The following is a 25,537-nucleotide window of genomic DNA, read 5'->3' as shown; positions in this document are numbered from 1 at the left end:
TCCCCTCTCCACGCCCTCGAGACTCACGGCCTCCCTGGCCCTGCTGGCCCTGCTGAGCGGCTGCGGGAGCCCCGGCCTGTCGACCGGCACCGCCCAGCCACAGGCCGAGGTGCCGGCCGAGTACCGCGACTGGTTCGGCTGGCGCCCGGAGGCCAACATCGGCGGCGATGACTGGCAGCAGATCAATCGCGCCCAGGAGTTCATCGAGCAGGGGCGTCACGCCGAGGCCATCGAACGCCTCGAGCCGCTGGTGGCCCGGAATATTCCCCCGGCCTACTACGAGATGGCAAAGCTTCACGATGACGGCCTGGGGGTCGAGCGCGACCCCGCCGAGGCGGCCCGGCTCTACGGCCGTGCGATCGAGTGGCCCTCGCCGATCCGCGGCCAGGCCTCGCTCAACCTCGCCGAGCTCTACCTGGCGGGCGACGGCGTCGAGCGCAACGAGCGCCTCGCCTTCCATCTGCTCGATCAGGCCGTCAAGGAGGGGGTGGAGCGGGCCGAGCCAACGCTCGCCGGCCTGCTCGCCGAAGGCGGCGAGCAGATCGGCCCTGACCCGGAACGCGCCCAGCGGCTCTATGAGCGGGCCGCCCAGCGAGGTGACGCCAATGCCCTCGAGGCCCTGGCCGAGGCCCACGGGCCGAACGGCTGGCGGGAGACGGCCCCCGAGCACGCCATGGACTATGGAAAACGCCTGGAGGCAGTGCTCGAGGAGCAAGCCGCCGGCGGCGATACCGGGGCCATGCGCCGGCTCGCCGGACTCTACGCCCCCGACGGGCTGCTCGGCGACCAGCCCGAGCGGCGCCAGGCGTGGCTGGTGCGCGCCGCCGATGCCGGCGACGTGGATGCCCTGGGCCACGCCGGCACGGCGCTGCTGCGTGGCGGCGACCCGCAGCGTGGCCTGGCGCTGCTCGAGGAGGCCGCCGAGCGTGGCGACGTCGATGCCATGACCCGCCTGGGCCAGGCCCTGCTCGACCCCGACGTGGGACCGGCGCGCCCGGCCCAGGCGAAGCGCTGGCTGGAGGCCGCGGTCGAGGCCGGCGATGTCGACGCCAGGGTGATCCTCGGGTCTGCGCTGATTGATGAGGCCCGAGAACAGGCCGGCTTGATGGGCCTGGACGGCAGCGGTGACGACCCTGCCACCACCCTGGCCACCAATGCCCTCGCCACGCCACCCGAGGTCCGGCGCGGCATCGCGCTGCTCGAGGAGGGCGCCGAACAGGACGACCCCCTGGCCCTGGCCCACCTCGGGTCGCTCTACCTGGACGATGAACTGGTCCCCAGCCAGCCCTGGCTGGCCGTCAACTATCTCGAGCGCGGCCATGAACTCGGCCACCCCTGGGCCACCCAGCAGCTCGGCGCCGCCCATCTGGAGGGGCGCGGGGTACCGGTCGACGGCCGCCGGGCCGAGGAACTGCTGAGGGAGGCCGCCGAACAGGGCCAGGAGGGCGCCCTGCGCCTGCTGGGAGACGCCTATCTCGACGGCGAGGTGGTACCCCTCCACCCCAGCCGGGGCGAAGCGCTGCTCGAGGAGGCGGCCGAGGCCGGCGACACCGCCGCCATGACCTCCCTGGGCGAGGCCTACCTGACGGGGCCCCTGGAGGAGCAGCCGCAGCGCGGGCGCGCCCTGCTGGAGCAGGCCGCCCGTCAGGGCGACGCCTACGCCATGGTGGTGCTGGGACGCGCCTATCGCGAGGGCCGCGGCGTGCCGCGGGATCTCGACGAGGCGACCCGCTGGCTGAGCAGCGCCCGGGACGCCGGCCACGCCTCCGCCGATGAAGCCATGGTCGGTGTCAACCGGGAGCGCGGCGCCCAGGGCGACATCAATGCGCTGATCGCTGCCGCCGAGGAGGGCCACCCGGGGGCCATGGCCGACCTCGGCCGCGCCTTCCGTGACGGGGCGGGAGTCCAGGCGAATCCCGAGGCGGCCAGGGCCTGGCTCGAGCGCGCCGCCAATGCCGGGCACACCGGGGCGCGCGCGGAGGTCGGCGAGATGCTGCTCGAGAGCGACCCCGAGCGCGGCCTGACGCTGCTGCGAAGCGCCGCGGATGCCGGCCACGACGGTGCCCGGCTGCGGCTCGGCGAGGCCCTGCTGCTCGGCGAGCACGTCGAGGCGGATACCGAACAGGGCGTCGCCACCCTGCGCCCCGCCGCCGAGGCCGGCAACCCCCACGCCGCGCGTCTGCTGGGCCAGGCCTACCTGGAGGGCAACGGCGTGGCGGCCGACCCGGCCCAAGCCCGGGAGTGGCTGGACCTGGCGGTGGAGAGCGGCGACCTCTCCTCGCGCGCCAACCTGGGGCGGATTCTGCTGCGCGGCGAGGCGGGGATGCCCGAGGATATCGAACGTGGCCAGGCCCTGCTCCAGGAAGCCGCGGAGGAGGGGCACGCCGGTGCCCAGGCCACTCTGGGCCGCGAGTACCTGCGCGGCGAGCGCCTGGCGCGCGACACCCGCCGGGGGGCCGATTACCTGCTCCAGGCGGCCCGTCAGGGCCATTCAAGCGCCCGCCTGGCGCTGGCGGAGGCCTACCTCGAGGCCAACGGGCTTCAGAGCGCCAACCGCGAGCAGGCGCTGCTGTGGCTCGAGGAGGTGATGGAGGCCGACAGCGACATGGCCCTAGAGACGCTCCACGAGCTGATCGCCGACGATATCGCCGCGGCGCGGTGAGGCCACGGCGACTGTCGCGGCCAGGAACGCAGAAGGCCGGCACTGGGTGCCGGCCTTCTGCGTTGTCGCTCGCTCTCGGGCCGCGGGAGCGGCTGCGGGTCTCGGGCCTCAGCCCTCGAAGGGGTTGCGCAGCACGATGGTCTCGTTGCGATCCGGGCCAGTGGAGATGATGTCGATGCTGACGCCGACCTTCTCCTCCAGGTAGCGGATGTAGGCGCGGGCGTTGGCCGGCAGGTCCTCGACGCGCTGGGCGCCCAGGGTCGACTCGCTCCAGCCCGGCAGATCCTCGTAAAGTGGCTCGATGGCTTCATAGCCCTCGGAGTCCACCGGGGTGTCCAGTACCTCGCCGTCCTTGCTGCGGTAACCCACGCAGACGCGGATGTTCTCGAGGCCGTCGAGCACGTCGAGCTTGGTCAGGCAGATGCCCGAGACCGAGTTGATCTGCACGGCATGGCGCAGGGCCACGGCATCGAACCAGCCGCAGCGGCGCGGGCGACCGGTGGTGGCCCCGAACTCGTGGCCACGCTCGGCCAGATGGCGGCCGTGCTCATCGAAGAGCTCCGTGGGGAACGGACCCGACCCCACCCGGGTGGTGTAGGCCTTGGTGATCCCCAGCACGTAGTCCAGGTAGAGCGGCCCGACCCCGGAGCCGGTGGCGGTGCCGCCGGCGGTGGTGTTGGAGCTGGTCACGAAGGGGTAGGTGCCGTGGTCGATATCCAGCAGCGAGCCCTGGGCGCCCTCGAAGAGGATGTTCTCGCCCGCCTTGCGGTAGTCGTGGACCAGACCCACGGTGTCGCAGACCATCGGGCGCAGCTCCTCGGCCATCTCCATGGCCTCGTCCAGCACCTGCTGGAAATCCACCGGCGCCTCGCCGTGGTAGTTGACCAGCACGAAGTTGTGGTAGTCGAGCACCTCGCCGAGCTTGGAGGCGAAACGCTCGCGGTGCTGCAGATCGCCGAGGCGCAGGCCGCGGCGGGCCACCTTGTCCTCGTAGGCGGGACCGATGCCGCGACCGGTGGTGCCGATCTTGGCGACGCCACGCGCCTTCTCGCGAGCCTGGTCGAGACGCACGTGATAGGGCAGGATCAGCGGGCAGGCCGGCGACAGGCGCAGGCGATCGCGCACCGGCACGCCCTTGGCCTCCAGTTCGCGGATCTCATTGATCAGCGCCTCGGGCGACAGCACCACGCCGTTGCCGATCACACACATCTTGTCTGGGCGCAGGATGCCGGAGGGGATCAGGTGCAGGACGGTCTTCTCGCCGTCGATCACCAGAGTATGGCCGGCGTTGTGACCGCCCTGAAAGCGCACCACCGCGGCGGCGGATTCGGTCAGCAGGTCGACGACCTTGCCCTTGCCCTCGTCACCCCACTGGGTGCCCAGTACCACTACGTTCTTGCCCATTGCTCTCTCGTCTCTCGTTGCCGCGCGGCGGCAGGCCGTCGCGCCCAAGGTTTAACCCAGTCTACAGTGCCACGGCTTGCCAGTGGCCATCGCGGAACACCAGTTCGCGGTCGCAGCGGTGCTCGACCGGCCCGGTGCGCTGCCCAGGCAGCGCCTGAACCACCCGCGCTCCCTTCGCCCGCAGGGCTACCACGGCCGCCTGCAGACCCTCGCCCTCGGCAGGTGCCCAGATGCCGTCGACGGGTGGCTCCATGGGAGACAGCCCTGCCAGCAGCTTGAGGTCCATGGAGTAGCCGGTGGCCGGCCGGGCACGCCCGAAGGCGCGGCCGGTGTCGTCATAGCGGCCGCCCTTGGCCAGCGCCTGGCCGTAGCCGGGCAAATAGGCGGCGAACATCATGCCGGTATGGTAGGCGTAGCCGCGCAGCTCGCCCAGGTCGAAGTAGAGTGCCACCTCGGGGTGGCTGACCAGCACGCCCCGGTGCAGGGCGCGCAGCTGGTCCAGCGCCGCGCCCACCGCGGACGGCGCCTCGGCGAAGACCTCGCGGGCCTGCTCCAGCACCTCTGCGCCGCCGTGCAGGCGGCCCAGCGCCAGGAACATCTCGGCCAGGGCCGGGTCCTCGACGCTCTGCGCCACCCGCTCGGCCAGCTCGCCGGGACTCTTGAGCTCCAGGGCCTCGAACAGCGCACGCTCGGCGTCACCCTGCAGCCCGGCCGTCTCCACCAGGCTGCGGTAGATGCCGATATGTCCCAGCGCCAGGTGAATCTCGTCGGCGCCGGCAGCGGCGAGGCTGGCCAGCGCCAGGTGGAGGATCTCCAGATCCGCCTCGATGCCGGCGTGACCGAACAGCTCCACGCCCACCTGGACGGGACTGCGACCACTCTGATGCTGGTCGGCGGTGGCGCGGAGCACATTGGTGCAGTAGCAGAGCCGCACCGGCCCCTGCCGCTTCAGGGAGTGGGCATCCATGCGTGCCACCTGGGGAGTGACGTCGGCGCTGACGCCCATCATGCGCCCGGTAAGCTGGTCGGTGAGCTTGAAGGTCTGCAGGGCCAGGTCGGAGCCGGTGCCGGTCAGCAGGGAATCGAGGAACTCCGCCGTCGGCGGCATCACCTGGTCGTAGCCCCAGCGATGGTAGAGGTCGAGCAGCGCGCGGCGCAGCCCCTCCATGCGGCTCGCCTGGGGCGGCAGCACCTCATCCATGCCGTCGGGCAGCAGCCAGCGGTCAGCGATCGTCATGTAAATCATCCTGCAAGGCAGCGAAAATGGCCGAAAAGGACGCTCGAGCCGAGGTCTCGACGAGCGCCTGACGTGCGACAGGGCTTGTGATAGACGGCCACAAAAAAACCGGGCCACGCCCGGTTGCAGGAGTCTACCACGTTTGCGCCGGGGATGAACCCCGGCGCATGTCGCGCTCACTCGCCGTTGGAAGGCACCGCGCTCTTCAGGTAGCGGAAGAAGTCGCTGGAGGGATCGAGCACCAGCATGTTGCCGTCCCCCTGGAAGCTCTCGCGATAGGCGTTCAGGCTGCGCCAGAAGGCGAAGAACTCCTGGTCCTGGGAGTAGGACTCCGAGAAGATCCCCGCGGCCTCGCCATCGCCCTCACCGCGCAGTGTCTCGGCCCGCTCGGTGGCCTGAGCCAGCAGTACCTGGCGACGGCGATCGGCGTTGGCGCGGATACGCTCGGCCTCTTCCTGGCCCTGGGCTCGCCACTCGCGGGCCTCCCGCTCACGCTCGGACCGCATGCGTTCGAAGACCGCCGCGGAGACGTCCTCCGGCAGATCGATCCGCTTGACGCGCACATCCACGATGGCAACCCCGAGTTCCTCGCGCAGCAGGGCATCGAGGTCCTGGGTCGGCCCGATCATCAGGTCGTCGCGACGCTCGGCGATGATCTGCTGGAGGTCCAGGCGGCCGAACTCGTTACGCAGGCTCTCGTCGACCCGGGGCTGGATCAGGCGGATCGCCATCATCTCGTCGCCGGCGGTGGCCTCGTAGTAGCGGGTCGGGTTGATCACCTGCCACTTGACGTAGGAGTCGACGATCACCGCCTTCTGCTCGAGGGTCAGGTAGCGGCTGGTGTCGGTGTCCAGCGTCAGCACCCGGGTATCGAACTTGCGGATGGTCTGGGTGATCGGCACCTTGACGTGCAGGCCCGGCTGAATGTTCTCCTCGATGACCTCACCGAAGCGCAGCTTGACGGCGCGCTCGGTCTCGTCGACCACATAGAGGCTGTTGCTGGCCAGCCAGGCCACGGCGGCCAGGCCGCCGACAATGAGCAGGGAACGATTGTTGATCATTTAGCGGCCCTCCCTGCGGATTCCACCGGTATTGCTGCTCGTGCTCGAGGTCGTCTGGCCGGAGCGCAGGCGCTCCAGCACCCGCGGATCGAGTTCACCCTCCTCGCCCAGGCGCTCGCCGGAGGACGAACCACCGCTGCCACCGTTGCCCATCTGGTCCAGCGGCAGGTACATGAGCGGGCTGTCATCGGCCACGTCGACCAGCACCTTGGGCGTGCTGCCGAAGATCTCGGCGATGGCGTCCAGGTAGAGACGCTCGCGCATGATCGCCGGCGAGTCCTGGTACTGGGAGAGCAGCGCGTTGAAGCGGTTGGCCTGACCACGCGCCTCGGCCACGACCGACTCGCGATAACCCTGACCCTGCTCGACCAGGCGCTGCGCCTGACCCTGGGCCTCGGGGATGATGGCATTGGCGTAGGCCATGCCCTGGTTGATGGTCCGCTGACGGTCCTCGCGGGCGCGGATCACGTCGTCGAAGGCGTCGATGACGGGGCCGGGCGCGGTGGTGGACTCGATGTTGATGGTCTGCAGGCGGATGCCGGTGCCGTAGCTGTCCAGATAGGACTGCAGGCGGCTGGACACGGAGCTGCCGAGGATCTCACGACCGGAGGTCAGGATCTCGATCATGTCGGTGCCACCGACCACGTGACGCAGGGCGGAATCCAGCGCGTTCTCGATGGAGAGCTGCGGGTTGCGCACGTTGAGCACGAAATCGCGGGGGTTGGACACCTGATACTGGGCCGAGATCTCGACCTCGACGATGTTCTCGTCGCGGGTCAGCATCGCCTGGGTCTGGGTCAGCGAGCGCACGCGGGTCACGTTGACCATGCGCACGTCGTCGATCAACGGCGGGTTCCAGTGCAGGCCGGGGCTGACCACTTCCTGGAACTTGCCGAAGCGCAGCACCACACCACGCTCCGACTGGTCGACCAGATAGAAACCGGTGGCCGCCCAGATCGCCAGGGCGACCACGATCAGCAGCCCCGGCAGGGCGAAGACGTTGCGCGGCTTGCCGCCGCCGCCCTTGCCGCCCTTGCCACCGCCACCCTTGCCGCCACGGCCGCCGAGCATGCCGTTGAGCTTGTCCTGAAACTTCTTCAGGGCCTCATCGAGGTCGGGAGGGCCTTGGTTGCCGCCGCGATTACCGCCGCCACCACCATTGCCTCCGCCTCCGTTGCCGCCGCGACGGCCACCACCACTCCAGGGGTCGTGCTGGTTGCCACCACCAGGCTCATTCCAGGCCATAGGTCTTCTCCACTATGTGTTGCGGCCCCCGCCGGCGAGCCGGCCGGGACTTCGGTTGCGATCCTGTCGGCGCCCCGTCCTGCAGGACGGTGGCGCCCGTCGTCCATGTCGTCGTTGTTATCGTCTGCCCGTACCTAGCCTGCCCCTTGCTCTTCCCAGGCCTCGCGATCACGCAGGGCCTCGGGTAGGTAGTCATCGGCGCGTTCGCCGAGCCGCGACATCAGCTGCAGGAAGTCGCGACGCGGCAAGCGAACCTGCAATCGTGTGTCGCCCTGCTCGTCGAAGGCTTCGTCGCGCACCGCGCCCAACTCGTGAAGGGCGGCACGCAGCCGGCCCTGCTCCGGGGCCAGGGTGAGGAAAAAGTCGAGGACATCGTCGGCCAGCCGCTCGGCCAGGGCCTGGGCCAGCAGGTCCAGTCCCCTGCCCTCCTGCGCCGATAGCCACACCACCTCGGGGCGCCCCTCGCCATTGCGCTCGATGCGCGGTGCGCTGTCTAGCAGGTCGATCTTGTTCATCACCTTGAGCATCGGTACCTCCAGGGCGCCGATCTCATCGAGCACCAGCTCGACCTGTTGCTCGTTGAGCTCACGATCCGGGTCGGCAGCGTCGATCACGTGCACCAGCAGGGTCGCCTCGGCAGCCTCCTGCAGGGTGGCACGAAATGCCTCCACCAGCTTGTGGGGCAGGTGGCGGATGAAGCCGACCGTGTCGGCCAGCACCACCGGGCCCACGTCCTCGACCTCCAGGCGTCGCAGCGTCGGGTCGAGGGTAGCGAAGAGCTGGTCGGCCGCATAGACCTCGGAGGCGGTCAGCGCGTTGAACAGCGTTGACTTGCCGGCGTTGGTGTAGCCCACCAGGGAGACACTGGGAATCTCGGCCCGGGCCCGGGAGCGACGGTTCTGCTCGCGCTGACTGCGCACCTTGTCGAGCCGACGATGGATCGACTTGATGCGCGCTCGCAGCAGGCGGCGGTCCGTCTCCAGCTGGGTCTCGCCGGGACCGCGCAGGCCGATGCCGCCCTTCTGACGTTCCAGGTGAGTCCAGCCGCGCACCAGGCGGGTCGACATGTACTCCAGCTGGGCGAGCTCGACCTGCAGCTTGCCCTCATGGGTACGCGCCCGCTGGGCGAAGATGTCGAGGATCAGGCCGGTGCGGTCGAGCACGCGGCACTTGAGCTCGCGTTCGAGGTTGCGCTCCTGGGAGGGGCTCAGGGCATGGTTGAAGATCACCAGCTCGGCGCCGTGAACCTCCATCAACTCACGCAGCTCCTCCAGCTTGCCGGAACCCACGAAGGTGCGGGGGTCCGGCCGCTGGCGGCTGCCGGTCAGCAGGGTGGCCGGTTCGGCACCGGCGGAGCGAACGAGTTCGAGGAACTCGCCCGCATCCTCGCGTTTCAGTTCGTCCTGGAAGTCCACATGGACGAGGACGGCCGTTTCACCGGCATCGGGACGTTCGAAAAACAATCACTACCTCACTGGCTGTCCTGCGCCTCGGCAGGGTCCTGGACCGGCAGGCGCACGTTGCGCGACGGTACCACGGTGGAGATGGCATGCTTGTACACCATCTGGCTGACGGTGTTGCGCAGCAGGATGACGAACTGGTCGAAGGACTCGATCTGACCCTGCAGCTTGATGCCGTTGACCAGGAAAATCGATACCGGGATTCGCTCCTTGCGCAGGATGTTCAGGTACGGATCTTGAAGGGACTGCCCTTTGGACATGTTGCTCTCCCTGACATTGTCTCTGGGGTTGACGTTGTATCGTGGTGTGATGCGGTTGCCACACTGGCATGGCCATGGCCGCGGCGGACCCGGCTACCCGGCTCGTGAATGGCGTATCTTACGCTAAGTGCCGAAATCGCGCACGAGTTTCAACACCTGCCCCAGGGGGTCGCCCCCCAGGCTATCGAACCCTTCGAGCCCCTCCCAACTTCGCATCCAGGTCAGCTGGCGCTTGGCCAGCTGACGAGTGGCGACGATGCAGCGATGGCGCAGGGTCTCGCGATCATGCTCGCCGTCGAGATAGGCCCAGACCTGACGATAGCCGACGCTCTTCATGGACGGCAGGTCCGGCGCGAGGTCGCCGCGGGCGCGCAGCGCCTCCACCTCCTCGATGAAGCCGCCTGCCAGCATGGCGTCGAAGCGCCGGGCGATGCGCTCGTGCAACACGGCGCGATCCGCTGGGGCGAGTCCTATCGACAGCGTGCGCCAGGGAAAGGTTTCAGGCCGCTGTTCGGCCCACAGCTCGCTGAGCGGCCGGCCGCTGATCCGATGCACCTCCAGCGCCCGCATTAGCCGCTGGGGATCGTTGGGGTGGATACGGGCCGCCGAGGCCGGATCGACCCGGGCGAGCGCCTCATGCAGGGCGGCGAGACCATGCGCCTCGGCCTCGGCCTCCAGCTCGGCGCGCACCGACGGGTCCGAGCTTGGCAGGTTGGCCACCCCGTGCAGCAGCTGCCGAAGGTACATCATGGTGCCCCCCACCAGCAGCGGCACGCCCCCGGCTGCCGTGATCTCGCGCATCTCGCGCAGGGCGTCGTCGCGGAAGTCCGCCGCCGAATAGGGCTCGGCGGGGTCGCGGATGTCGATCAGCCGATGGGGCGCCCGGGCCAGCTCCTCCGCCGAGGGCTTGGCGCTGCCGATATCCATGCCGCGGTAGACCATGGCGGAGTCGACGCTGATCAGCTCGCAACCGAGCCGCTCGTGGAGCGCGATGGCGAGGTCGGTCTTGCCGGCGGCAGTGGGACCCACCAGCAGGATGGCGGGCGGACGGGTATCTGGCATTGCGTATTCAGCGGCTCTTGTCATTCGATGTCGTGGAAGTAGACCTTCTTGTCGCACAGGCGCTGCCTTTGAGGTCAGCTGAGGCTGAACACTCACTGTGGGAGACCGGCTCTGCCGAGCGAATGGCGCCGCAGGCGCCCGGCGGCGTTGCCACATGATGCTGTGGCCTCCGCTCATTCGCCCCGCAGAGCGTGGCTCCCACCAGAAGGAATAAGCCTCGGCAGCGGCAGATAGGCTGCCAGGGTTTGAGACGAAGGGAGCAGACCACGCCAGCATGATGCGACTGGTCCATGCTTGCTACTGCCCCCTCATGAAGAGGCGGTCCAGGTCCTTCATGCTCATCTCGGTCCAGGTGGGGCGGCCGTGGTTGCACTGGCCGCTGCGCTCGGTGCGCTCCATGTCGCGCAGCAGGGCGTTCATCTCGGCCAGGGTCAGCTGGCGGTTGGCGCGCACGCTGCCGTGGCAGGCCATGGTGGCGAGCAGCTCGTTGACGTGGGCCTCGAGGCGGTCGGAGCGGCCGTAGCGCTCCAGGTCGCCGAGCATGTCACGGATCAGCGGCTCCACGTCGGCGTCGGCGAGCAGCGCCGGCAGCTGGCGCACCAGCAGGGTCTCGGGGCCGGCCACGTCCAGCTCCACCCCGAAGCGGGAGAAGGCCTCGCGCTCGGCCTCGGCGGTGGCCACCTCGGCGTGGCTGGCGGCCAGCGACACCGGCACCAGCAGCGGCTGGGCATCGAGACGCCCGCCGTGCACCTGGGTCTTCATGCGCTCGTAGACGATGCGCTCGTGGGCGGCGTGCATGTCCACCAGGATCAGCCCGCGCTCGCTCTGGGCGAGGATATAGACGCCATGCAGCTGGGCGATGGCGTAGCCCAGCGGGGGCGCGCGGGTGTCGTCGGCCTCCGGCAGCACCGGACGCCGAGCTTCCTGCACGGCCCGGCGCTCGGCCAGGGCCATCTCGGCGGCCGCGCCCCCCACCCCGGCGCCCGGCGCCGCGGGTTGCGGCGTGAGCAGGCTCTCCTCGTGGCCGGGATGCAGCGCCCGATAGCCCTCCATGAAGGCCCTCACGCGATCCGGAGTGACCCGCTCACCCTCCTCACGCGGCAACGCCATGGGCTGCTGCTGCCAGCGCCCGGCGCTCTCGCGCACCTGCCCTGTCGCAGGAGCGAGCGGCGTCTCGTCCGCGGCGGCGGCGTCCTTGGCCTCCTCGGCTTCATGGCCTGCCCCCGGATGGCCTGCCCCCGGATGGCCTGCCCCCGGATGGCCTGCCCCAGGATGGCCTGCCCCCGGATGGCCGGCCCGAGCTTCGCCCAGGGCGCGATGCAGGCTGGAGAAGAGGAAGTCGTGGACCAGGCGGCCATCGCGAAAACGCACCTCGTGCTTGGTGGGATGGACGTTGACGTCCACCACCGTGGGGTCCACCTCCAGGTAGAGCACGAAGACCGGATGGCGGCCGCTGAACAGCACGTCGCGATAGGCCTGGCGGACGGCGTGGGCCACCAGGCGGTCGCGCACCACCCGGCCGTTGACGAAGAAGTACTGCTGGTCGGCCTGGGCTCGGGAGTGGGTAGGCAGGCCCACCCAGCCCCACAGCCGCAGACCCGAGGCCGCGAGGTCCAGATGCAGGGCGTTCTCCAGGAAGGCACGGCCAAGCAGCGCGGCGATGCGCCGCTCCCGGGAGGCCTGGTCGTCGCCGGGTCGCAGCTGGTGGAGGGTCTTCTGGTTGTGGCGCAGGGTCCAGCCGATGTCGTAGCGGGAGAGCGCCTGGCGGCGGAAGGCCTCCTCGACGTGACCGTACTCGGTCTTCTCCATGCGCAGGAACTTGCGCCGCGCGGGGGTATTGAAGAACAGGTCGCGCACCGTCACCGAGGTGCCCCGGGAATGGGGCGCTGGGCTCACCCTGGGCTCCATGTTGCGCCCCTCGGCCACCACTCGCCAGCCGGCGGTGGGGTCCTCGGCCGCGTTGGAGACAAGCTCCAGGCGCGACACCGAGCTGATCGAGGCCAGCGCCTCACCACGAAACCCCAGGCTCGCCACCCCCTCCAGCTCCTCCAGGGAGACGATCTTGCTGGTGGCATGACGCGACAGCGCCAACGGCAGGTCCGCCTCGCCGATACCGCTGCCGTCGTCGCGCACGCGGATCAGTCGGGTACCGCCGGCCTCGAGCTCCACCTCGATGCGGCGACTGCCGGCGTCGATGGCGTTCTCCACCAGCTCCTTGACCACCGACGCGGGGCGCTCCACCACCTCACCGGCGGCGATCTGGTTGGCCAGTCGCGGGTCGAGGACCCGGATAGGGCGCGGTTCGCTCATGTCACTCCCTGCCAGTCGATTCAGGTCCGCGGAATGCGCAGCACCTGTCCTACGCGGATCACGTCGCCGTTGAGCTCGTTGGCCTGCTTGAGGCGATCCGTGGAGAGATTATGTCGGACGGCAATCTGCGAAAGCGTATCGCCAGGCTGGATGCGGTATTCGTTGCCGCCGGTGCTGCGGTTGTTGTCGCGCTGCCAGGCCAGCAGGCTGGCCGGCGGCGGATTGCGCCGGAAGTGATCCTGCAGCCCCGAGAAGATCGCCCGGGCCAGACCCTGCTGATGGCTGGAATCGCGCAGTCGACGCTCCTCGTCCGGGTTGGAGATGAAGCCGGTCTCGATCAGCAGCGACGGGATATCCGGCGACTTGAGCACCATGAAGCCGGCCTGCTCCACCCGGCTGCGGTGCAGGCGGTTGACGCGACCCAACTGGTCGAGCACCTGGCCGCCGATGGAGAGGGAGTCGTTGAGGGTGGCGGTCATGGTCAGGTCGAGCAGCACGCCACGCAGCACCTCGTCCTTGTCCTTGAGCGACAGGTTGCCGTCCACGCCGCCGATCAGGTCGGCGCGGTTCTCGCTGGCCGCCAGCCACTGGGCGGTCTCGGAGGTGGCGCCGCGCTGGGAGAGCGCATAGACCGAGCTGCCGTTGGGGCGCGGGCTGGTGAAGGCGTCGGCGTGGATGGAGACGAAGAAATCGGCCTTCTGGTCCCGGGCGATCTGGGTGCGCTGACGCAGGCCGATGTAGTAGTCGCCGTCGCGGATCATCACCGCACGAAACCCCTCGGCGTCGTCCACCAGCCGCTGCAGGCGCCTGGAGATCTCCATCACCACGTCCTTCTCGCGGGCGCCGCCGGGGCCGATGGCGCCGGGGTCCTCCCCGCCGTGGCCGGGGTCGATGGCGATGATGATATCGCGACGGGGATGGGGCTGGGCCTGCTGCAGGGCCACCGCCGGCTCGGGCGCCACCCGGGCCGGCGCGCCGCCCGATTCGACGCGTGGACGGTTGGCAGCGATCTCCTGCTCGCGGATCATCGCCTCGATGGGATCGATCGGGTCCTGCACGGCGCTCTCACCGGGGTACTCGAGATCCACCACCAGGCGATGGCCATACTGATCGTTGGGCGCCAGGCTGAAGTGGCGGGGCTCCACCTCGCGCTCGAGCTCCAGCACCACGCGCAGGCCATTGCCGTCTCGCACCCCGCTGCGAATGCGGCTGATGGCACTGCCGGTGAGGTCGATGCCGGCCAGGTCCGCGGCCATGCGGCTGTCGTCCAGGTCGATCACCAGGCGCCGCGGATTGTCGAGCCCGAACACGGAGGCCTGGGTCGGCGAGGCGAGGTCGAATACCAGGCGTGCATGGTCCGGTGCCGCCCACAGACGCACATTATCGACCTGGGCAGCCTTCAGGCCCGCCAGGGGAAGCCACAGCAGGGTGGCGGCCAGCAGGCCGCGCATGAGCCATCGGGTCATCGTGCTTCCTCGCCCTCCCTGGCGTCATCGGGTTCTGTCCTCAGATGGCAGGCGGCCAGCTCGGGCATGGTCGCAAGTCTCGCCAGCAGCTGCTCACCCCGGGGACTCCGGGCCTCGAGCCGGGCATCACGGCCCACCTCGGCCAGCGACAGGGCAATGCGCAGATCGGGCGTCGGCAACCAGCCCTCGCCGCGGCCGGGCCACTCCACGAGGCACAGGGCCTCGTCGTCGAAGAGATCCCGGCCGCCGATGAACTCCAGTTCCTCGGGGTCGCCAAGCCGATAGAGATCGAAATGGTGGATCCTCACGCCATCCAGCTCATAGGGCTCCACCAGGGTATAGGTGGGGCTCTTCACCGCACCACGGTGGCCGTAGGCACGCAGCACGCCGCGGGCCAGGGTGGTCTTGCCAGCGCCAAGCTCGCCCTCGAGATAGACCAGTCCATGCCCCTCCAGGGCCCGCCCCAGGCATTCGCCCAAGGCTACCTGGCGGGCTTCATCATCGAGTCGCAGCAGCATCGTCAACGCCCATCGTCGGATTGACCAGAATTCGCGCATAGGATGCCAGATCACCGGCCAGCAGACCACGTTCCCCGGCCTCCGCCGCGGCGAGATCCGCGGCTCGGGCATGTATCAGCACCCCCAGGCGGGCCGCGGCCTCCAGCGGCACCCCCTGGACCAGCAGCGCACCGAGCATGCCGGAGAGGGCATCGCCCATCCCGCCGCTGGCCATGCCGGGGTTGCCGAAGGGGCAGACAACGAGCCCTGCGGGGCCTGCCACCAGAGTACCGGCGCCCTTGAGCACCACCACACCGCCCCAGCGCTCGCGCAGCGCCAAGGCCGCCGCGGGACGGTCCGCCTCCACCTCGGCGGCCGAACAACCTAGCAGCCTGGCGGCCTCTCCCGGGTGGGGCGTGAGAATCCAATCGTCGCGGTGCGTCGAGGGGAAGCGCACCGCCAGCAGGTTGAGGCCATCGGCGTCCACCACCAGCGGCCGGCCGGCGTCCAGCGCCGACTGCAGCACCCCCTGGCCCCAACTGCCCTGCCCCAGGCCCGGGCCCACCACCAGCGCATCAGCACGGCTGGGCAGCTCACCGAGGTCGGCGGCGCCGCGCACGCCATGGGCCATCACCTCGGGACGGCGCACCAGGCTGGCAGTGACGTGCGCAGGCGCGGTGGCCAGGCTGACCTTGCCGGCACCCAGCCGGGCGCAGGCCTCGGCGGCGAGCAGTGCCGCCCCGCCGAAGCCCGGCGCCCCGCCGAGGATCAGCGCATGGCCGCAGTCGCCCTTGTGGGCGGCGCGGGCACGAGGCGGCAGCCAGGCCCGGATCAGCGCCTCCTCCAGCCGCCACGCCGCCGGGGCCAGGTCGGCCTCGGCCGCCGCATCCACGCCCAGCGCACGGAAATGCAGCTCGCCAACGTGATCCGCCGCCGCGCCGGTGTAGAGCCCCAGCTTGTCGCCGATGAAGGTGACCGTCGCGGTGGCACGCACCGCCTCCCCCAGCACCGCACCAGTGTCGGCATGCAGCCCGGAAGGGATGTCGATGGCGTACACCGGCCGGCCGCCGGCGTTGACCGCCGCGATGGCCTCGCGGAAGGCGCCGCGCACCTCGCCGGAGAGCCCCGTGCCCAGCAGGGCATCGACCAGCAGCTCGCCGCGCAGGGCCATGCCGGAGACCCACGGCTCGGCGGCGACGCCAGCGGCGGTGGCCATGTCGGCAGCACGCCGGGCATCGCCGTCGAGTTCATCGATGCCCTTGAGCAGGATGCGCTGCACGGCCAGCCCCTCGGCGGCGGCCAGGGCCGCCAGCACGTGGCCATCACCGCCGTTGTTGCCGGCGCCACACAGCACCGTCAGCGAGCGCACCCCGGGCCAGCGCGCGCGCAGCACCTGCCAGGCGGCGGCCGAGGCGCGCTGCATCAGCGCGAACCCCTCGATGCCGCCGGCGATGGTGCGCCGGTCGAGTTCACGGACCTGGTCGGCGCGATAGAGCGGATGCAGCGACGGTGCGGATCGAATGTCGGCCATGCGATGTCTCCCTGGACCCGATGCTTTACCATGGCGGTAATTAAAGAACAGTGTAAAGCCTCCGCGGCCGGCGCCAAGTGACGCCGCCCCCCTGCACGGTGTTTCCGCGATCATGACTTCCTCGTCTGCCTCCGACGACGCCACCGACCTGCACCCCCTGGCCGATCGCATCAAGGTCTGGGGGCGCGAGCTCGGCTTCCAGCAGGTCGGCATCACCGACATCGACCTGGCCGAGGACGAGGCCCGCCTGGCGCGCTGGCTGGCGGCCGGGCACCACGGTGAGATGGGGTTCATGGCCAAGCACGGCACCCGGCGCACCCGCCCCGCCGAGCTGGAGCCGGGGACCGTCAGGGTGATCAGCGTGCGGCTCGACTACCTGCCCGCCGAGGTGGAGACCGCCAAGGTGCTGGGCCAGCCGGAGACGGCCTACGTCTCGCGCTACGCCACCGGCCGCGACTACCACAAGCTGATGCGCAAGCGCCTGGCGACGCTGGCCCGATGGATCGAGGCCGAGGTGGGGCCCATCGGCTACCGCGCCTTCGTGGACTCGGCGCCGGTGATGGAGCGGGCGCTGGCGCGCAAGGCGGGGCTCGGCTGGTTCGGCAAGAACGCCATGCTGCTGAACCCGAAGGCGGGCTCGCTGTTCTTCCTGGGCGAGCTCTACACCGACCTCCCGCTGCCGGTGGACGCGCCCTTCGAGGAGGAGCACTGCGGCAGCTGCAGCGCCTGCCGCACGGCCTGCCCCACCGGCGCCATCGTCGAGGACCGGGTGGTGGACGCCCGGGCCTGCATCTCCTACCTCACCATCGAGCTTCACGGCGCCATTCCCGAACGCTACCGTGCGGCCATGGGCAACCGGGTGTTCGGCTGCGACGACTGCCAGCTGGTCTGCCCCTTCACGCGCTTCACCCGCGTCACCCGGGAGGCCGACTTCGCCCCCCGCCACGACCTGGACCGCGCCAGCCTGCTCTCGCTGTTCGCCTGGGGTGAGGAGGAGTTCCTGGAGAAGACCGCCGGCAGCCCGATCCGCCGCATCGGCTACGCGCGCTGGCTGCGCAACCTCGCCGTGGGCCTCGGCAACGCCCCCTGGAGCGAGGCCGCAGAGGCCGCCCTCAGGGCGCGATTGCCCTACCCCTCCGACCTGGTGCGCGAGCACGTGCGCTGGGCGCTGAAGCGACAGCAGGAGAAACGTCAGCGGCAGATCGCCATCGGCTGAGGCTACTCCTCCTCGTCGCTTCTGGTATCGGCCAGGCGCAGGAAGGTACCGCGGTAGTGGGCCAGCTCGGCGATGGACTCCTTGATGTCGTCCATGGCCAGGTGCACATTGCGCTTGTGGAAGCCCGCCATGGCACCGGGGTTCCAGCGCTTGGCCAGCTCCTTGAGGGTCGAGACGTCCAGGTTGCGATAGTGGAAGAAGGCCAGCAGCTCGGGCATCTCGCGCTCCAGGAAACGGCGGTCCTGGTGCACGCTGTTCCCGCACATGGGCGAGGTGCCGGGCTCGACGTGCTCGCGCAGGAACTCGAGGGTCTGGCGCTCGGCCTCGGCGGTCTCGGTCGCGCTCGCCTTCACCCGCGCGGTCAACCCCGACTCGCCGTGGGTCTTCGTGCACCACTCATCCATGGCGTCGAGCAGGCCGTCCGGCTGTTTCACCGCGATCATCGGCCCCTCGGCGACGACGTTGAGCTCGGCGTCGGTGACCAGGGTGGCCACCTCGATGATCCGCTCGCGGTTCGGGTCGAGGCCGGTCATCTCCAGGTCGATCCAGACCAGGCGGCTCTTGCGCGGATCCTCGGGTTCGTTGCTCTTGTTCATCTAGATTCCTTGACCAGTCCTGTGACCAGGTTCCTTGCATGGCGCCGCGCGGCTCGCGACAGCGGGCGCCCGGGGTGAGTACAATGCCTACATTGTAACGAGCTTCGGGCCGCCATGACCAAACGCAAGTTGAACCGCCAGCAACGCTGGCGCATCGAGAAGATCCAGGCCGAACGGGCCGAACGGGCCACCCGACTCGACGAGAAGGACGGCGAGAAGCTGGCCGCCGGCGAGTATGGTCCCGAGCAGCCCGGCCGGGTGGTTGCCCACTTCGGACGCACCCTGGACGTGCGACCGGAGGCTGGCGGCGGGGCGGTGCGCTGCCACCTTCGCGCCAACCTCGAGGGCCTGGTCACCGGTGACCGGGTGATCTGGCGCGGCCGCCAGGATGCCGAGGGCGCCATCGTGGAGGGCGTGGTGGTGGCCCGCGGCGAGCGCGACAGCGTGCTGGAGCGCCCCGACGCCCGGGGCCAGCTCAAGCCGGTGGCCGCCAATATCGACCAGATCCTGATCGTGTTTGCCGTGGAGCCCGAGCCCCATCCCAACCTGATCGACCGCTACCTGGTGGCCGCCGAGGCGACCGGCATCGCCCCGGTGCTGGTGCTCAACAAGATCGACCTGCTTCCGGAGGGCGGCGGCGAGCTGATGGCGCTGCTGCAGCGCTACGAGGCGCTGGGCTATCCGGTGGTGACCTCCACCACCGAGCGCGAGGACGGCCTCGATGCCCTGCACGCCCGGCTGGCCGAGCGCACCTCGGTGTTCGTGGGGCAGAGCGGCGTGGGCAAGTCATCGCTGATCGACCGCCTGCTGCCCGGGGAGGAACTACGCATCGGGGCGCTGTCCAAGGACAGCCGCAAGGGCACCCATACCACCACGACCGCGCGCCTCTATGTGCTGCCGAGTGCCGAGGGGGCCGAACTGATCGATTCGCCGGGAATCCGCGAGTTCGGTCTCGGCCATCTCGACGAGCAGCAGGTCGCCGAGGGCTTCATCGAGTTCCGCGACCTGCTCGGTCACTGCCGCTTCCGTGACTGCCGACACCGCCAGGAGCCGGGCTGTGCGCTGCTGGAGGCGCTGGAGCGCGGCGAGGTCCACCCCGAGCGCTTTGCCAGCTACCGCCGCATCCTCGACTCGCTGGAATAACAAGGTAAGGAGAGTCCCATGAGTTCCGAAGCCAACCTGCTGCCGCTGATCATCGAGCCCGAACAGCTCGCCGAGCAACTGCACGAGCCGTCGCTGCTGATCATCGATGTCCCCCTCAGGGCCGAGAGCTACACCGAGGGCCACGTGCCCGGCGCCGTGTTCCTCGACAAGGCGCGCCTGATGCGCGGCTCGGGCGAGGTGCCCTGCCTGGAACCTACCGTGGAGCAGCTCTCCGCGCTGTTCAGCGAGCTGGGCCTGACCCGCGACACCCACGTGGTGGCCTATGACGACGAGGGCGGCGGCTGGGCCGGCCGGCTGCTGTGGACACTGGAGCTGATCGGCCACACCCGCTACTCCTATCTCAACGGCGGCATCCACGCCTGGCGCCAGGACGGCCTGGCGGTCTCCACCGAGCCCTCCGAACCGACGCCGGGCGAGTACGAGGCGGAGATCCTCCACCCCGAGGCGGCCATCGACCGCATCGAGCTCACCGAACGCCTCGGCAAGAGGGGCTTTGCCATCTGGGACGCCCGTTCCCCCGCGGAGTACCGCGGCGAGAAGGGCGAGAACAGGCAACTGGGCCATATCCCCGGCGCGGTGAACATGGAGTGGACCCGGGCCATGGATCCGGAACGCGGCCTGCGCATCCGCGACTACGCCGAACTGATCACCGAGCTGGAGGCCCTGGGCCTGACCCCGGACATGGAGGTCGCCACCCACTGCCAGAGCCACCACCGCAGCGGTTTCACCTGGCTGGTGGGCCGTGCGCTGGGCTTCGAGAAGATCCGCGGCTATGCCGGCTCCTGGAAGGAGTGGGGCAACCGCGACGATACGCCGATCGAGACATAACCCTCAACGCTTGCCACAGGAACGCCCTTGTCATTCTCCCGGCTCTTTGCCCTGATCCAGTACCCGCTGCCCCACCACCTGCTGTCGCGATCAGTGGGGCGGCTGGCCGAATGCCGCACTCCCTGGCTGAAGAACGCACTGGTGAGCGCCTTCATCCGCCGGTTCAAGGTCGACATGGATGAGGCCGCCGAGCCCGACCCGACGGCCTACGCCACCTTCAACGACTTCTTCACTCGCGAGCTGGAGGAAGGCGCCCGCCCCCTCGGCGAGGGGATGGTGAGCCCTGCCGACGGGCGGCTCTCCCAGTTCGGCCCCGTGGAGGCCGGCCAGCTGTTCCAGGCCAAGGGCCACCGCTTCTCGGCCATGGAGCTGCTGGGCGGCGACGGCGAGGCCGCCCGCCGCTATCTGGGCGGCAGCTTCGCCACCGTCTACCTCTCCCCCAGCGACTACCATCGGGTGCATATGCCCATGGGTGGCACCCTGAGGGAGATGGTCTATGTGCCGGGGCGGCTCTTCTCGGTCAACGCCGCCACCACCGAGCATGTGCCGAACCTCTTCGCCCGCAACGAGCGCCTGGTGTGCCACTTCGACACCGAGCACGGCCCCATGGCGATGGTGCTGGTGGGAGCGATGATCGTCGCCGCCATCGAGACGGTGTGGGCCGGACAGATCACCCCCCTGCCCCGGGGCGGCGTGCAGCGCATCCGCTTCGACACGCCGGTGCACCTGGAGCGCGGCGCGGAGATGGGCCGCTTCAAGCTCGGCTCCACGGTGGTGATGGCCTTCAGTGAGCCGGTGGCCTTCGCCGACGGCCTCGAGCCCGGCGCCAAGGTACAGATGGGGCAGTCGCTCGGGGCCTTCTAACAGCGCGGCGTGGCGAAGGCCATCACCTCCGCCACGCTCGACTTGCCCAGCGACAGCTGGATCAGCCGGTCGATGCCCAGCGCCACCCCGCTGCCCTCGGGCATGCCTTGTGCAAGGGCCGCCAGCAGGCGAGCATCGATATCCACCTCGGGCAGCCCCGCCGCCCGGCGGGCGGCGTTGTCCTCGGCAAAGCGCGCCGCCTGCTCGGCGGCGTCGGTCAGCTCGTCGTAGCCGTTGGCCAGCTCCAGCCCCTCGAGGTAGAGCTCGAAGCGCGAGGCCACCCACTCGCCGTCCTCCGGGTCGCGGTGACGCCGGGCCAGCGCCGCCTGGCTCGCCGGATAGTCCACCACCACCTCGATGCCCTCCCGCCCCAGGTGCGGCTCGATCGCCAGGCTCATCAGCAGGTCGAGGCAGTCGTCGCGGGGCGCGCCTGCCATGGAGAGCCCTCCCCGCTCGCCGGCCAGCCGACGCAGCTCGGCAAGCGGGGTGGTAAAGGGATCGATGGCCAGGTGCTCCCGGAACAGCTCGCGATAGCGGTGGCGCCGCAGAGGGCCCGCCTCATCCCCCAGTTCTCGGCCCAGCACGCGGCACACCAGCTCGACGGTTTCCTCGATCAGCCCGTCGAGGGAGAGCCCCGGGCGATACCACTCCAGCATGGTGAACTCGAGATTGTGGCGCCGCCCCACCTCGCCGTCGCGGAAGCAGTGTGCCAGCTGGAAGATCGGCCCGGAGCCCGCCGCCAGCAGCCGCTTCATGGCGAACTCCGGCGAGGTCTGCAGCCACAGCCGCTCACGCCCGGCCGGCGTGGTCGCCTCGGCGGAGAGCGACGCCAGGTGCAGGTCCGTGCTGCCGCCGTGGCCCAGCACCGGGGTCTCCACCTCCAGCACCTCGCGCTGGGCGAAGAAGGCCCGCACATCGGCCAGCAGACGCGCACGTTCGCGCAGGGTCTCCAGGGAGGCCGTGGGCCGCCAGTCGGTCTCTTGCATGATCGTCACCATCGAAAACGCCGAGCCCACAGGACTCGGCGTCGAAACACTCCTCCGCCCGGATCAGGCGCGGGAGACGTAGTCGCCGCTGCGCGTATCCACCTTCAGGATCTCGCCCTGGTTGATGAACAGCGGCACGCGAACCACGGCGCCTGAAGAGAGGGTCGCCGGCTTGGAACCGCCCTGGGCGGTATCGCCCTTGAGGCCCGGATCGGTCTCGACCACTTCCAGTTCGATGAAATTGGGCGGGGTCACGCTGATGGCGTTGTCGTTCCACAGGGTCACGGTGTAGGCCACCTGCTCCTTGAGCCACTTGACGGTGTCGCCCAGGGCCTTCTTCTCGACGGCGTACTGCTCGAAGGAGCCGTCGGTCTTCATGAAGTGCCACATCTCGCCGTCGGAGTAGAGGTACTCCATGTCGAGATCCATGACGTCGGCGCCTTCCAGGGACTCGCCGGACTTGAAGGTACGCTCCCAGACCCGGCCGGTGATCAGGTTGCGCAGCTTGACGCGGTTGAAGGCCTGACCCTTGCCCGGCTTGACGAACTCGTTCTCGACGATCGCGCAGGGATCGCCGTCCAGCATCACCTTCAGACCGCCCTTGAATTCGTTGGTAGAATAGCTCGCCATCTTCTCTCACTCATATTCGAGCGCGCCCCCGGGATCCGGGAGCGCGCTGGGAATCGACATTCGACGAGGCGGTGCTTGTTGCAATCCGCCTCGCCCGCATTGACTGGTGTGCCGCATGATAACCCGAAGCCCTGCCCTTTTGCAGCGTCACGACGAGGACAGCAAGACGCGGCCCGTCGACGGATCAGCCTCGAGCGACGAAGCCGAGCCGCTGGCACCGCCACCCGCCTGGCAGGCGCAGCTGGCGAGCGCCATTCGCGATCCCGCCGAGCTGTGTCGGCGCCTGGGGCTGAGTGAGGCCTGGCGGCCCGGCGCCGAGGCGGGCCATGCCCTCTTCGAGGTGCGCGTGCCCGAGGCCTTCCTGGCGCGCATGCGCCCGGGCGACCCGACCGACCCATTGCTGCGCCAGGTGCTGCCGCTGGGCGAAGAGGCCCTGGCCGCGCCGGGCTATGTGGCCGACCCTCTGGAAGAGGCCGCACATACCCCGGCCCGCGGACTGATCCACAAGTACGCCGGGCGAGTGCTGCTGATCACGAGCCCCGCCTGCGCGGTCAACTGCCGCTACTGCTTCCGCCGCCACTTCCCCTACGGCGACAACTCGCCGTCCCGGGCCCAGTGGGAGCAGACACTGGACCACCTGCGCACGGACCCCACCCTCATCGAGGCGATCCTCTCCGGCGGCGACCCTCTGGCCGCCAGCGACCGTCAGCTGGCGTGGCTGGTCGAGCGTCTGGAGGCCATCCCCCACCTCAGGCGTCTGCGCCTCCACACCCGCCTGCCGGTGGTGATTCCCGACCGCGTCGATGACGCCCTGCTCGACTGGCTCGGTGCCACCCGCCTGCAGAAGGTGATCGTGGTGCATATCAACCACGCCAACGAGATCGACGATGCCGTGATCAAGGCCTGCGCACGGCTCAAGGCAGCGGGGGCGACCCTGCTCAATCAGAGCGTGCTGCTGCGCGGGATCAATGACAGCGTGGACGCCCTGGCCGCGCTCTCCGAACGACTCTTCGAGGCCGGCGTGCTGCCCTACTACCTCCACCAGCTCGACCCGGTGGCCGGCGCGGCCCATTTCGATGTGCCGGACTTTGATGCCCGCGAACTGGTCGCGGGCCTCAGGGAGGTGCTGCCGGGTTTCCTGGTGCCGAAGCTGGTCAGGGAGATCCCCGGCGAGGGCAGCAAGACGCCGCTCTAGGCAAGGCTCTCGGCGGTCACATTGGCCGCCGGAGCCTGGGCGGAGACATGGCGGTTGATCGCGCTCATCACCGCCTTCATGGAGGCGCTGGTGATGCTCTCGTCGGTGCCGACGCCAAACACCGCCTTGCCGCCGATGCGCACCTCAACATAGGCGATCGCCTCGGCGTCGGCACCCTGGCCGCGGGAGTGCTCGTGGTAGTCGATGATCTCCACATCGTGACCGGCGGCCGCCAGCGCCTTGATGTAGGCGGCCAGCGGGCCGTTGCCCTCGCCCAGGATGGTACGCCGCACGCCGCGCTCCTCGATGGTCGCCTCAAGGGTGACGGTGGGGCTATCGGGCGCCGAGGAGAGTCGGTGGCTGACCAGGCCGAAGGGCGAGTTCTGCTCCAGATACTCATCGGCGAAGGCCTGATAGATCATCTGGGAGGTAATCTCCTTGCCCGTGCGGTCGGCCACCTCCTGCACCACCTGGCTGAACTCGATGGAGAGGCGACGCGGCAGCTCGATGCCGTGCTCCTGCTCCAGCAGGTAGGAGATCCCGCCCTTGCCGGACTGGCTGTTGACGCGAATCACCGCCTCGTAGCTGCGCCCCACGTCCAGCGGGTCGATGGGCAGGTAGGGCACGTCCCACACGGCGTCGAGGTTGGCGCGGCGCTCGGCCATGCCCTTCTTGATGGCATCCTGGTGGGAGCCGGAGAAGGCGGTGAACACCAGGTCGCCCACATAGGGGTGGCGCGGGTGCACCGGCAGCTGGTTGCAGTATTCCACCTCGCGCATGATCGGCGTGATGTTGGAAAAGTCGAGGCCCGGATGCACGCCCTGGGTATAAAGGTTCATGGCCAGCGTCACGATATCGACGTTGCCGGTACGCTCGCCGTTGCCGAACAGGGTTCCCTCGACGCGGTCGGCGCCCGCCATCAGAGTCAGCTCGGCGGCAGCCACGCCGGTGCCGCGGTCGTTGTGGGGATGCACGCTGACAATCAGGGCGTCGCGGTCCTTCACGTGGCGGCAGAACCACTCGATCTGGTCGGCGTAGTTGTTGGGAGTGGCGACCTCCACGGTGGCCGGCAGATTGACAATCATCTTCTTCTCAGTGCTAGCACCGTAGGTCTCCATCACCGCCTCGACGATCTCTCGTGCGAAATCCATCTCGGTGGTGGTGAACAGCTCCGGGGAGTACTGGAAAGTCCAGTTCGTCTCGGGGGCCTCTCTCATGCGCTGCCGGATGCGGGCGGTGGCGTCCACGGCGATCTGAATGCACTCCGGCTTGCTGACGTTGAACACCACGCGGCGGAACACCGGGTCGGTGGCGTTGTAGACATGGACGATGGCGTTCTTCGCCCCCTTGATCGCCTCGAAGGTGCGGTCGATCAGGTGGTCGCGCGCCTGGGTCAGCACCTGGATGGTGACGTCAGCGGGGATCCTGTCGTTCTCGATCAGGGAGCGCACGAAGTCGAAGTCGGTCTGGGAGGCCGAGGGGAAGCCCACCTCGATCTCCTTGAAGCCGATCCTCACCAGCAGGTCGAACAGGCGCTGCTTGCGCTCCTGATCCATGGGGTCGATCAGCGACTGGTTGCCGTCGCGCAGGTCGACGCTGGTCCAGATCGGCGGCTGCTCGATGCGGCGGTTGGGCCACTGGCGGTCGGGCAGGTCCACGGCGACGAAGGGGCGGTACTTGGCGGCGGGGTTGTCGAGCATCATGGTGGCGTTCTCCCTGGGCGACGGTGTTGCTGAATCAGTGGGCGGTGCGGAAACGATAAAGCCCCGACGGGCACAGGCCAGTCGGGGCGTTGGGGCTCGCTTCGCACATGATCGCACAGACGGCAGCCACTTGGCTGGCGCAGGCGACACGATGGACATG

General features: G+C 69.4%; 21 protein-coding genes. 6 read left to right on the top strand and 15 right to left on the bottom strand.

What is annotated here, in order from left to right; translation table 11 throughout:
- Nucleotides 1-2,662, top strand: a 2,662-nt coding sequence (locus tag IBX53_RS04575; RefSeq protein WP_367171539.1) for a tetratricopeptide repeat protein, incomplete at its 5' end; no start/stop codon positions are given.
- A gap of 108 nt (nt 2,663-2,770) precedes the next feature.
- Here IBX53_RS04575 and IBX53_RS04570 read toward each other — a convergent pair.
- From IBX53_RS04570 to IBX53_RS04520, 11 genes are all read right to left on the bottom strand, one after another.
- Nucleotides 2,771-4,066, bottom strand: a complete 1,296-nt coding sequence (locus IBX53_RS04570; RefSeq protein ID WP_290906009.1) for an adenylosuccinate synthase — start codon at nt 4,064-4,066, stop codon at nt 2,771-2,773.
- A gap of 61 nt (nt 4,067-4,127) precedes the next feature.
- Nucleotides 4,128-5,303, bottom strand: a complete 1,176-nt coding sequence (locus IBX53_RS04565; protein ID WP_290906005.1) for an ATP phosphoribosyltransferase regulatory subunit — start codon at nt 5,301-5,303, stop codon at nt 4,128-4,130.
- A 176-nt stretch (nt 5,304-5,479) separates the two neighbouring features.
- Entirely contained in the window at nt 5,480-6,364 is an 885-nt protein-coding gene (hflC, locus tag IBX53_RS04560) for a protease modulator HflC (RefSeq protein WP_290906000.1), read from the bottom strand.
- The gene (gene hflK / locus IBX53_RS04555; RefSeq protein WP_290905998.1) at nt 6,365-7,609 is read right to left on the bottom strand and encodes an FtsH protease activity modulator HflK; all 1,245 of its coding nucleotides are present in this window, start codon (nt 7,607-7,609) and stop codon (nt 6,365-6,367) included. It lies immediately after the preceding gene.
- A 134-nt stretch (nt 7,610-7,743) separates the two neighbouring features.
- A complete protein-coding gene (gene hflX, locus IBX53_RS04550; RefSeq protein ID WP_290905995.1) occupies nt 7,744-9,072 on the bottom strand; it encodes a ribosome rescue GTPase HflX in 1,329 nt (442 codons plus the stop codon).
- An 8-nt stretch (nt 9,073-9,080) separates the two neighbouring features.
- Complete coding sequence (hfq, locus tag IBX53_RS04545; RefSeq protein ID WP_290905992.1) at nt 9,081-9,329, bottom strand: RNA chaperone Hfq; 249 nt, start codon at nt 9,327-9,329, stop codon at nt 9,081-9,083.
- A 123-nt stretch (nt 9,330-9,452) separates the two neighbouring features.
- The gene (gene miaA / locus IBX53_RS04540) at nt 9,453-10,391 is read right to left on the bottom strand and encodes a tRNA (adenosine(37)-N6)-dimethylallyltransferase MiaA (protein ID WP_290905989.1); all 939 of its coding nucleotides are present in this window, start codon (nt 10,389-10,391) and stop codon (nt 9,453-9,455) included.
- A gap of 297 nt (nt 10,392-10,688) precedes the next feature.
- The gene (mutL, locus tag IBX53_RS04535; protein ID WP_290905987.1) at nt 10,689-12,701 is read right to left on the bottom strand and encodes a DNA mismatch repair endonuclease MutL; all 2,013 of its coding nucleotides are present in this window, start codon (nt 12,699-12,701) and stop codon (nt 10,689-10,691) included.
- A 20-nt stretch (nt 12,702-12,721) separates the two neighbouring features.
- Nucleotides 12,722-14,152 carry an N-acetylmuramoyl-L-alanine amidase gene (locus tag IBX53_RS04530; RefSeq protein ID WP_290906011.1) on the bottom strand — a complete coding sequence of 477 codons (1,431 nt, stop codon included), beginning with the start codon at nt 14,150-14,152 and terminating at the stop codon, nt 12,722-12,724.
- An 11-nt stretch (nt 14,153-14,163) separates the two neighbouring features.
- Complete coding sequence (tsaE, locus tag IBX53_RS04525; protein ID WP_290905984.1) at nt 14,164-14,685, bottom strand: tRNA (adenosine(37)-N6)-threonylcarbamoyltransferase complex ATPase subunit type 1 TsaE; 522 nt, start codon at nt 14,683-14,685, stop codon at nt 14,164-14,166.
- Complete coding sequence (locus tag IBX53_RS04520; protein WP_290905981.1) at nt 14,666-16,195, bottom strand: NAD(P)H-hydrate dehydratase; 1,530 nt, start codon at nt 16,193-16,195, stop codon at nt 14,666-14,668. Before IBX53_RS04520 ends, tsaE begins: the two co-directional genes overlap by 20 nt.
- 112 nt (nt 16,196-16,307) lie before the next feature.
- On the opposite strand from IBX53_RS04520, the gene queG reads away from it, so the two are divergent.
- Complete coding sequence (gene queG, locus IBX53_RS04515; RefSeq protein ID WP_290905979.1) at nt 16,308-17,411, top strand: tRNA epoxyqueuosine(34) reductase QueG; 1,104 nt, start codon at nt 16,308-16,310, stop codon at nt 17,409-17,411.
- A 2-nt stretch (nt 17,412-17,413) separates the two neighbouring features.
- Here the strand turns inward: queG and orn are convergent, their stop codons facing one another.
- Nucleotides 17,414-18,007, bottom strand: a complete 594-nt coding sequence (orn, locus tag IBX53_RS04510; RefSeq protein ID WP_290905977.1) for an oligoribonuclease — start codon at nt 18,005-18,007, stop codon at nt 17,414-17,416.
- A 114-nt stretch (nt 18,008-18,121) separates the two neighbouring features.
- Between orn and rsgA the strand changes: the two genes are divergently transcribed.
- Genes rsgA through asd form a run of 3 tightly spaced genes read left to right on the top strand, consistent with a single transcriptional unit; the run spans nt 18,122 to nt 20,863 of the window.
- Entirely contained in the window at nt 18,122-19,150 is a 1,029-nt protein-coding gene (rsgA, locus tag IBX53_RS04505) for a small ribosomal subunit biogenesis GTPase RsgA (protein ID WP_290905975.1), read from the top strand.
- 18 nt (nt 19,151-19,168) lie between these two features.
- The gene (locus IBX53_RS04500; RefSeq protein WP_290905973.1) at nt 19,169-19,999 is read left to right on the top strand and encodes a sulfurtransferase; all 831 of its coding nucleotides are present in this window, start codon (nt 19,169-19,171) and stop codon (nt 19,997-19,999) included.
- Between the two features lie 27 nt (nt 20,000-20,026).
- Complete coding sequence (asd, locus tag IBX53_RS04495; RefSeq protein ID WP_290905971.1) at nt 20,027-20,863, top strand: archaetidylserine decarboxylase; 837 nt, start codon at nt 20,027-20,029, stop codon at nt 20,861-20,863.
- On the opposite strand, the gene epmA is transcribed toward asd, so the two are convergent.
- Complete coding sequence (epmA, locus tag IBX53_RS04490; protein ID WP_290905969.1) at nt 20,860-21,849, bottom strand: EF-P lysine aminoacylase EpmA; 990 nt, start codon at nt 21,847-21,849, stop codon at nt 20,860-20,862. The two genes, asd and epmA, sit on opposite strands and share 4 nt — an antisense overlap.
- A 63-nt stretch (nt 21,850-21,912) precedes the next feature.
- Complete coding sequence (gene efp, locus IBX53_RS04485) at nt 21,913-22,479, bottom strand: elongation factor P (RefSeq protein WP_290905967.1); 567 nt, start codon at nt 22,477-22,479, stop codon at nt 21,913-21,915.
- Between the two features lie 115 nt (nt 22,480-22,594).
- On the opposite strand from efp, the gene epmB reads away from it, so the two are divergent.
- Nucleotides 22,595-23,674, top strand: a complete 1,080-nt coding sequence (epmB, locus tag IBX53_RS04480; RefSeq protein ID WP_290905965.1) for an EF-P beta-lysylation protein EpmB — start codon at nt 22,595-22,597, stop codon at nt 23,672-23,674.
- Here epmB and leuA read toward each other — a convergent pair.
- Complete coding sequence (gene leuA, locus IBX53_RS04475; RefSeq protein ID WP_290905963.1) at nt 23,671-25,377, bottom strand: 2-isopropylmalate synthase; 1,707 nt, start codon at nt 25,375-25,377, stop codon at nt 23,671-23,673. The two genes, epmB and leuA, sit on opposite strands and share 4 nt — an antisense overlap.
- Between the last annotated feature and the right edge of the window lie 160 nt (nt 25,378-25,537).

The organism is Halomonas sp. (assembly GCF_014859505.1).
GTDB lineage: Bacteria > Pseudomonadota > Gammaproteobacteria > Pseudomonadales > Halomonadaceae > Halomonas.
The sequence above is the reverse complement of the archived record's forward strand: the minus strand, read 5'-3'. Positions and strand labels throughout refer to the sequence as shown.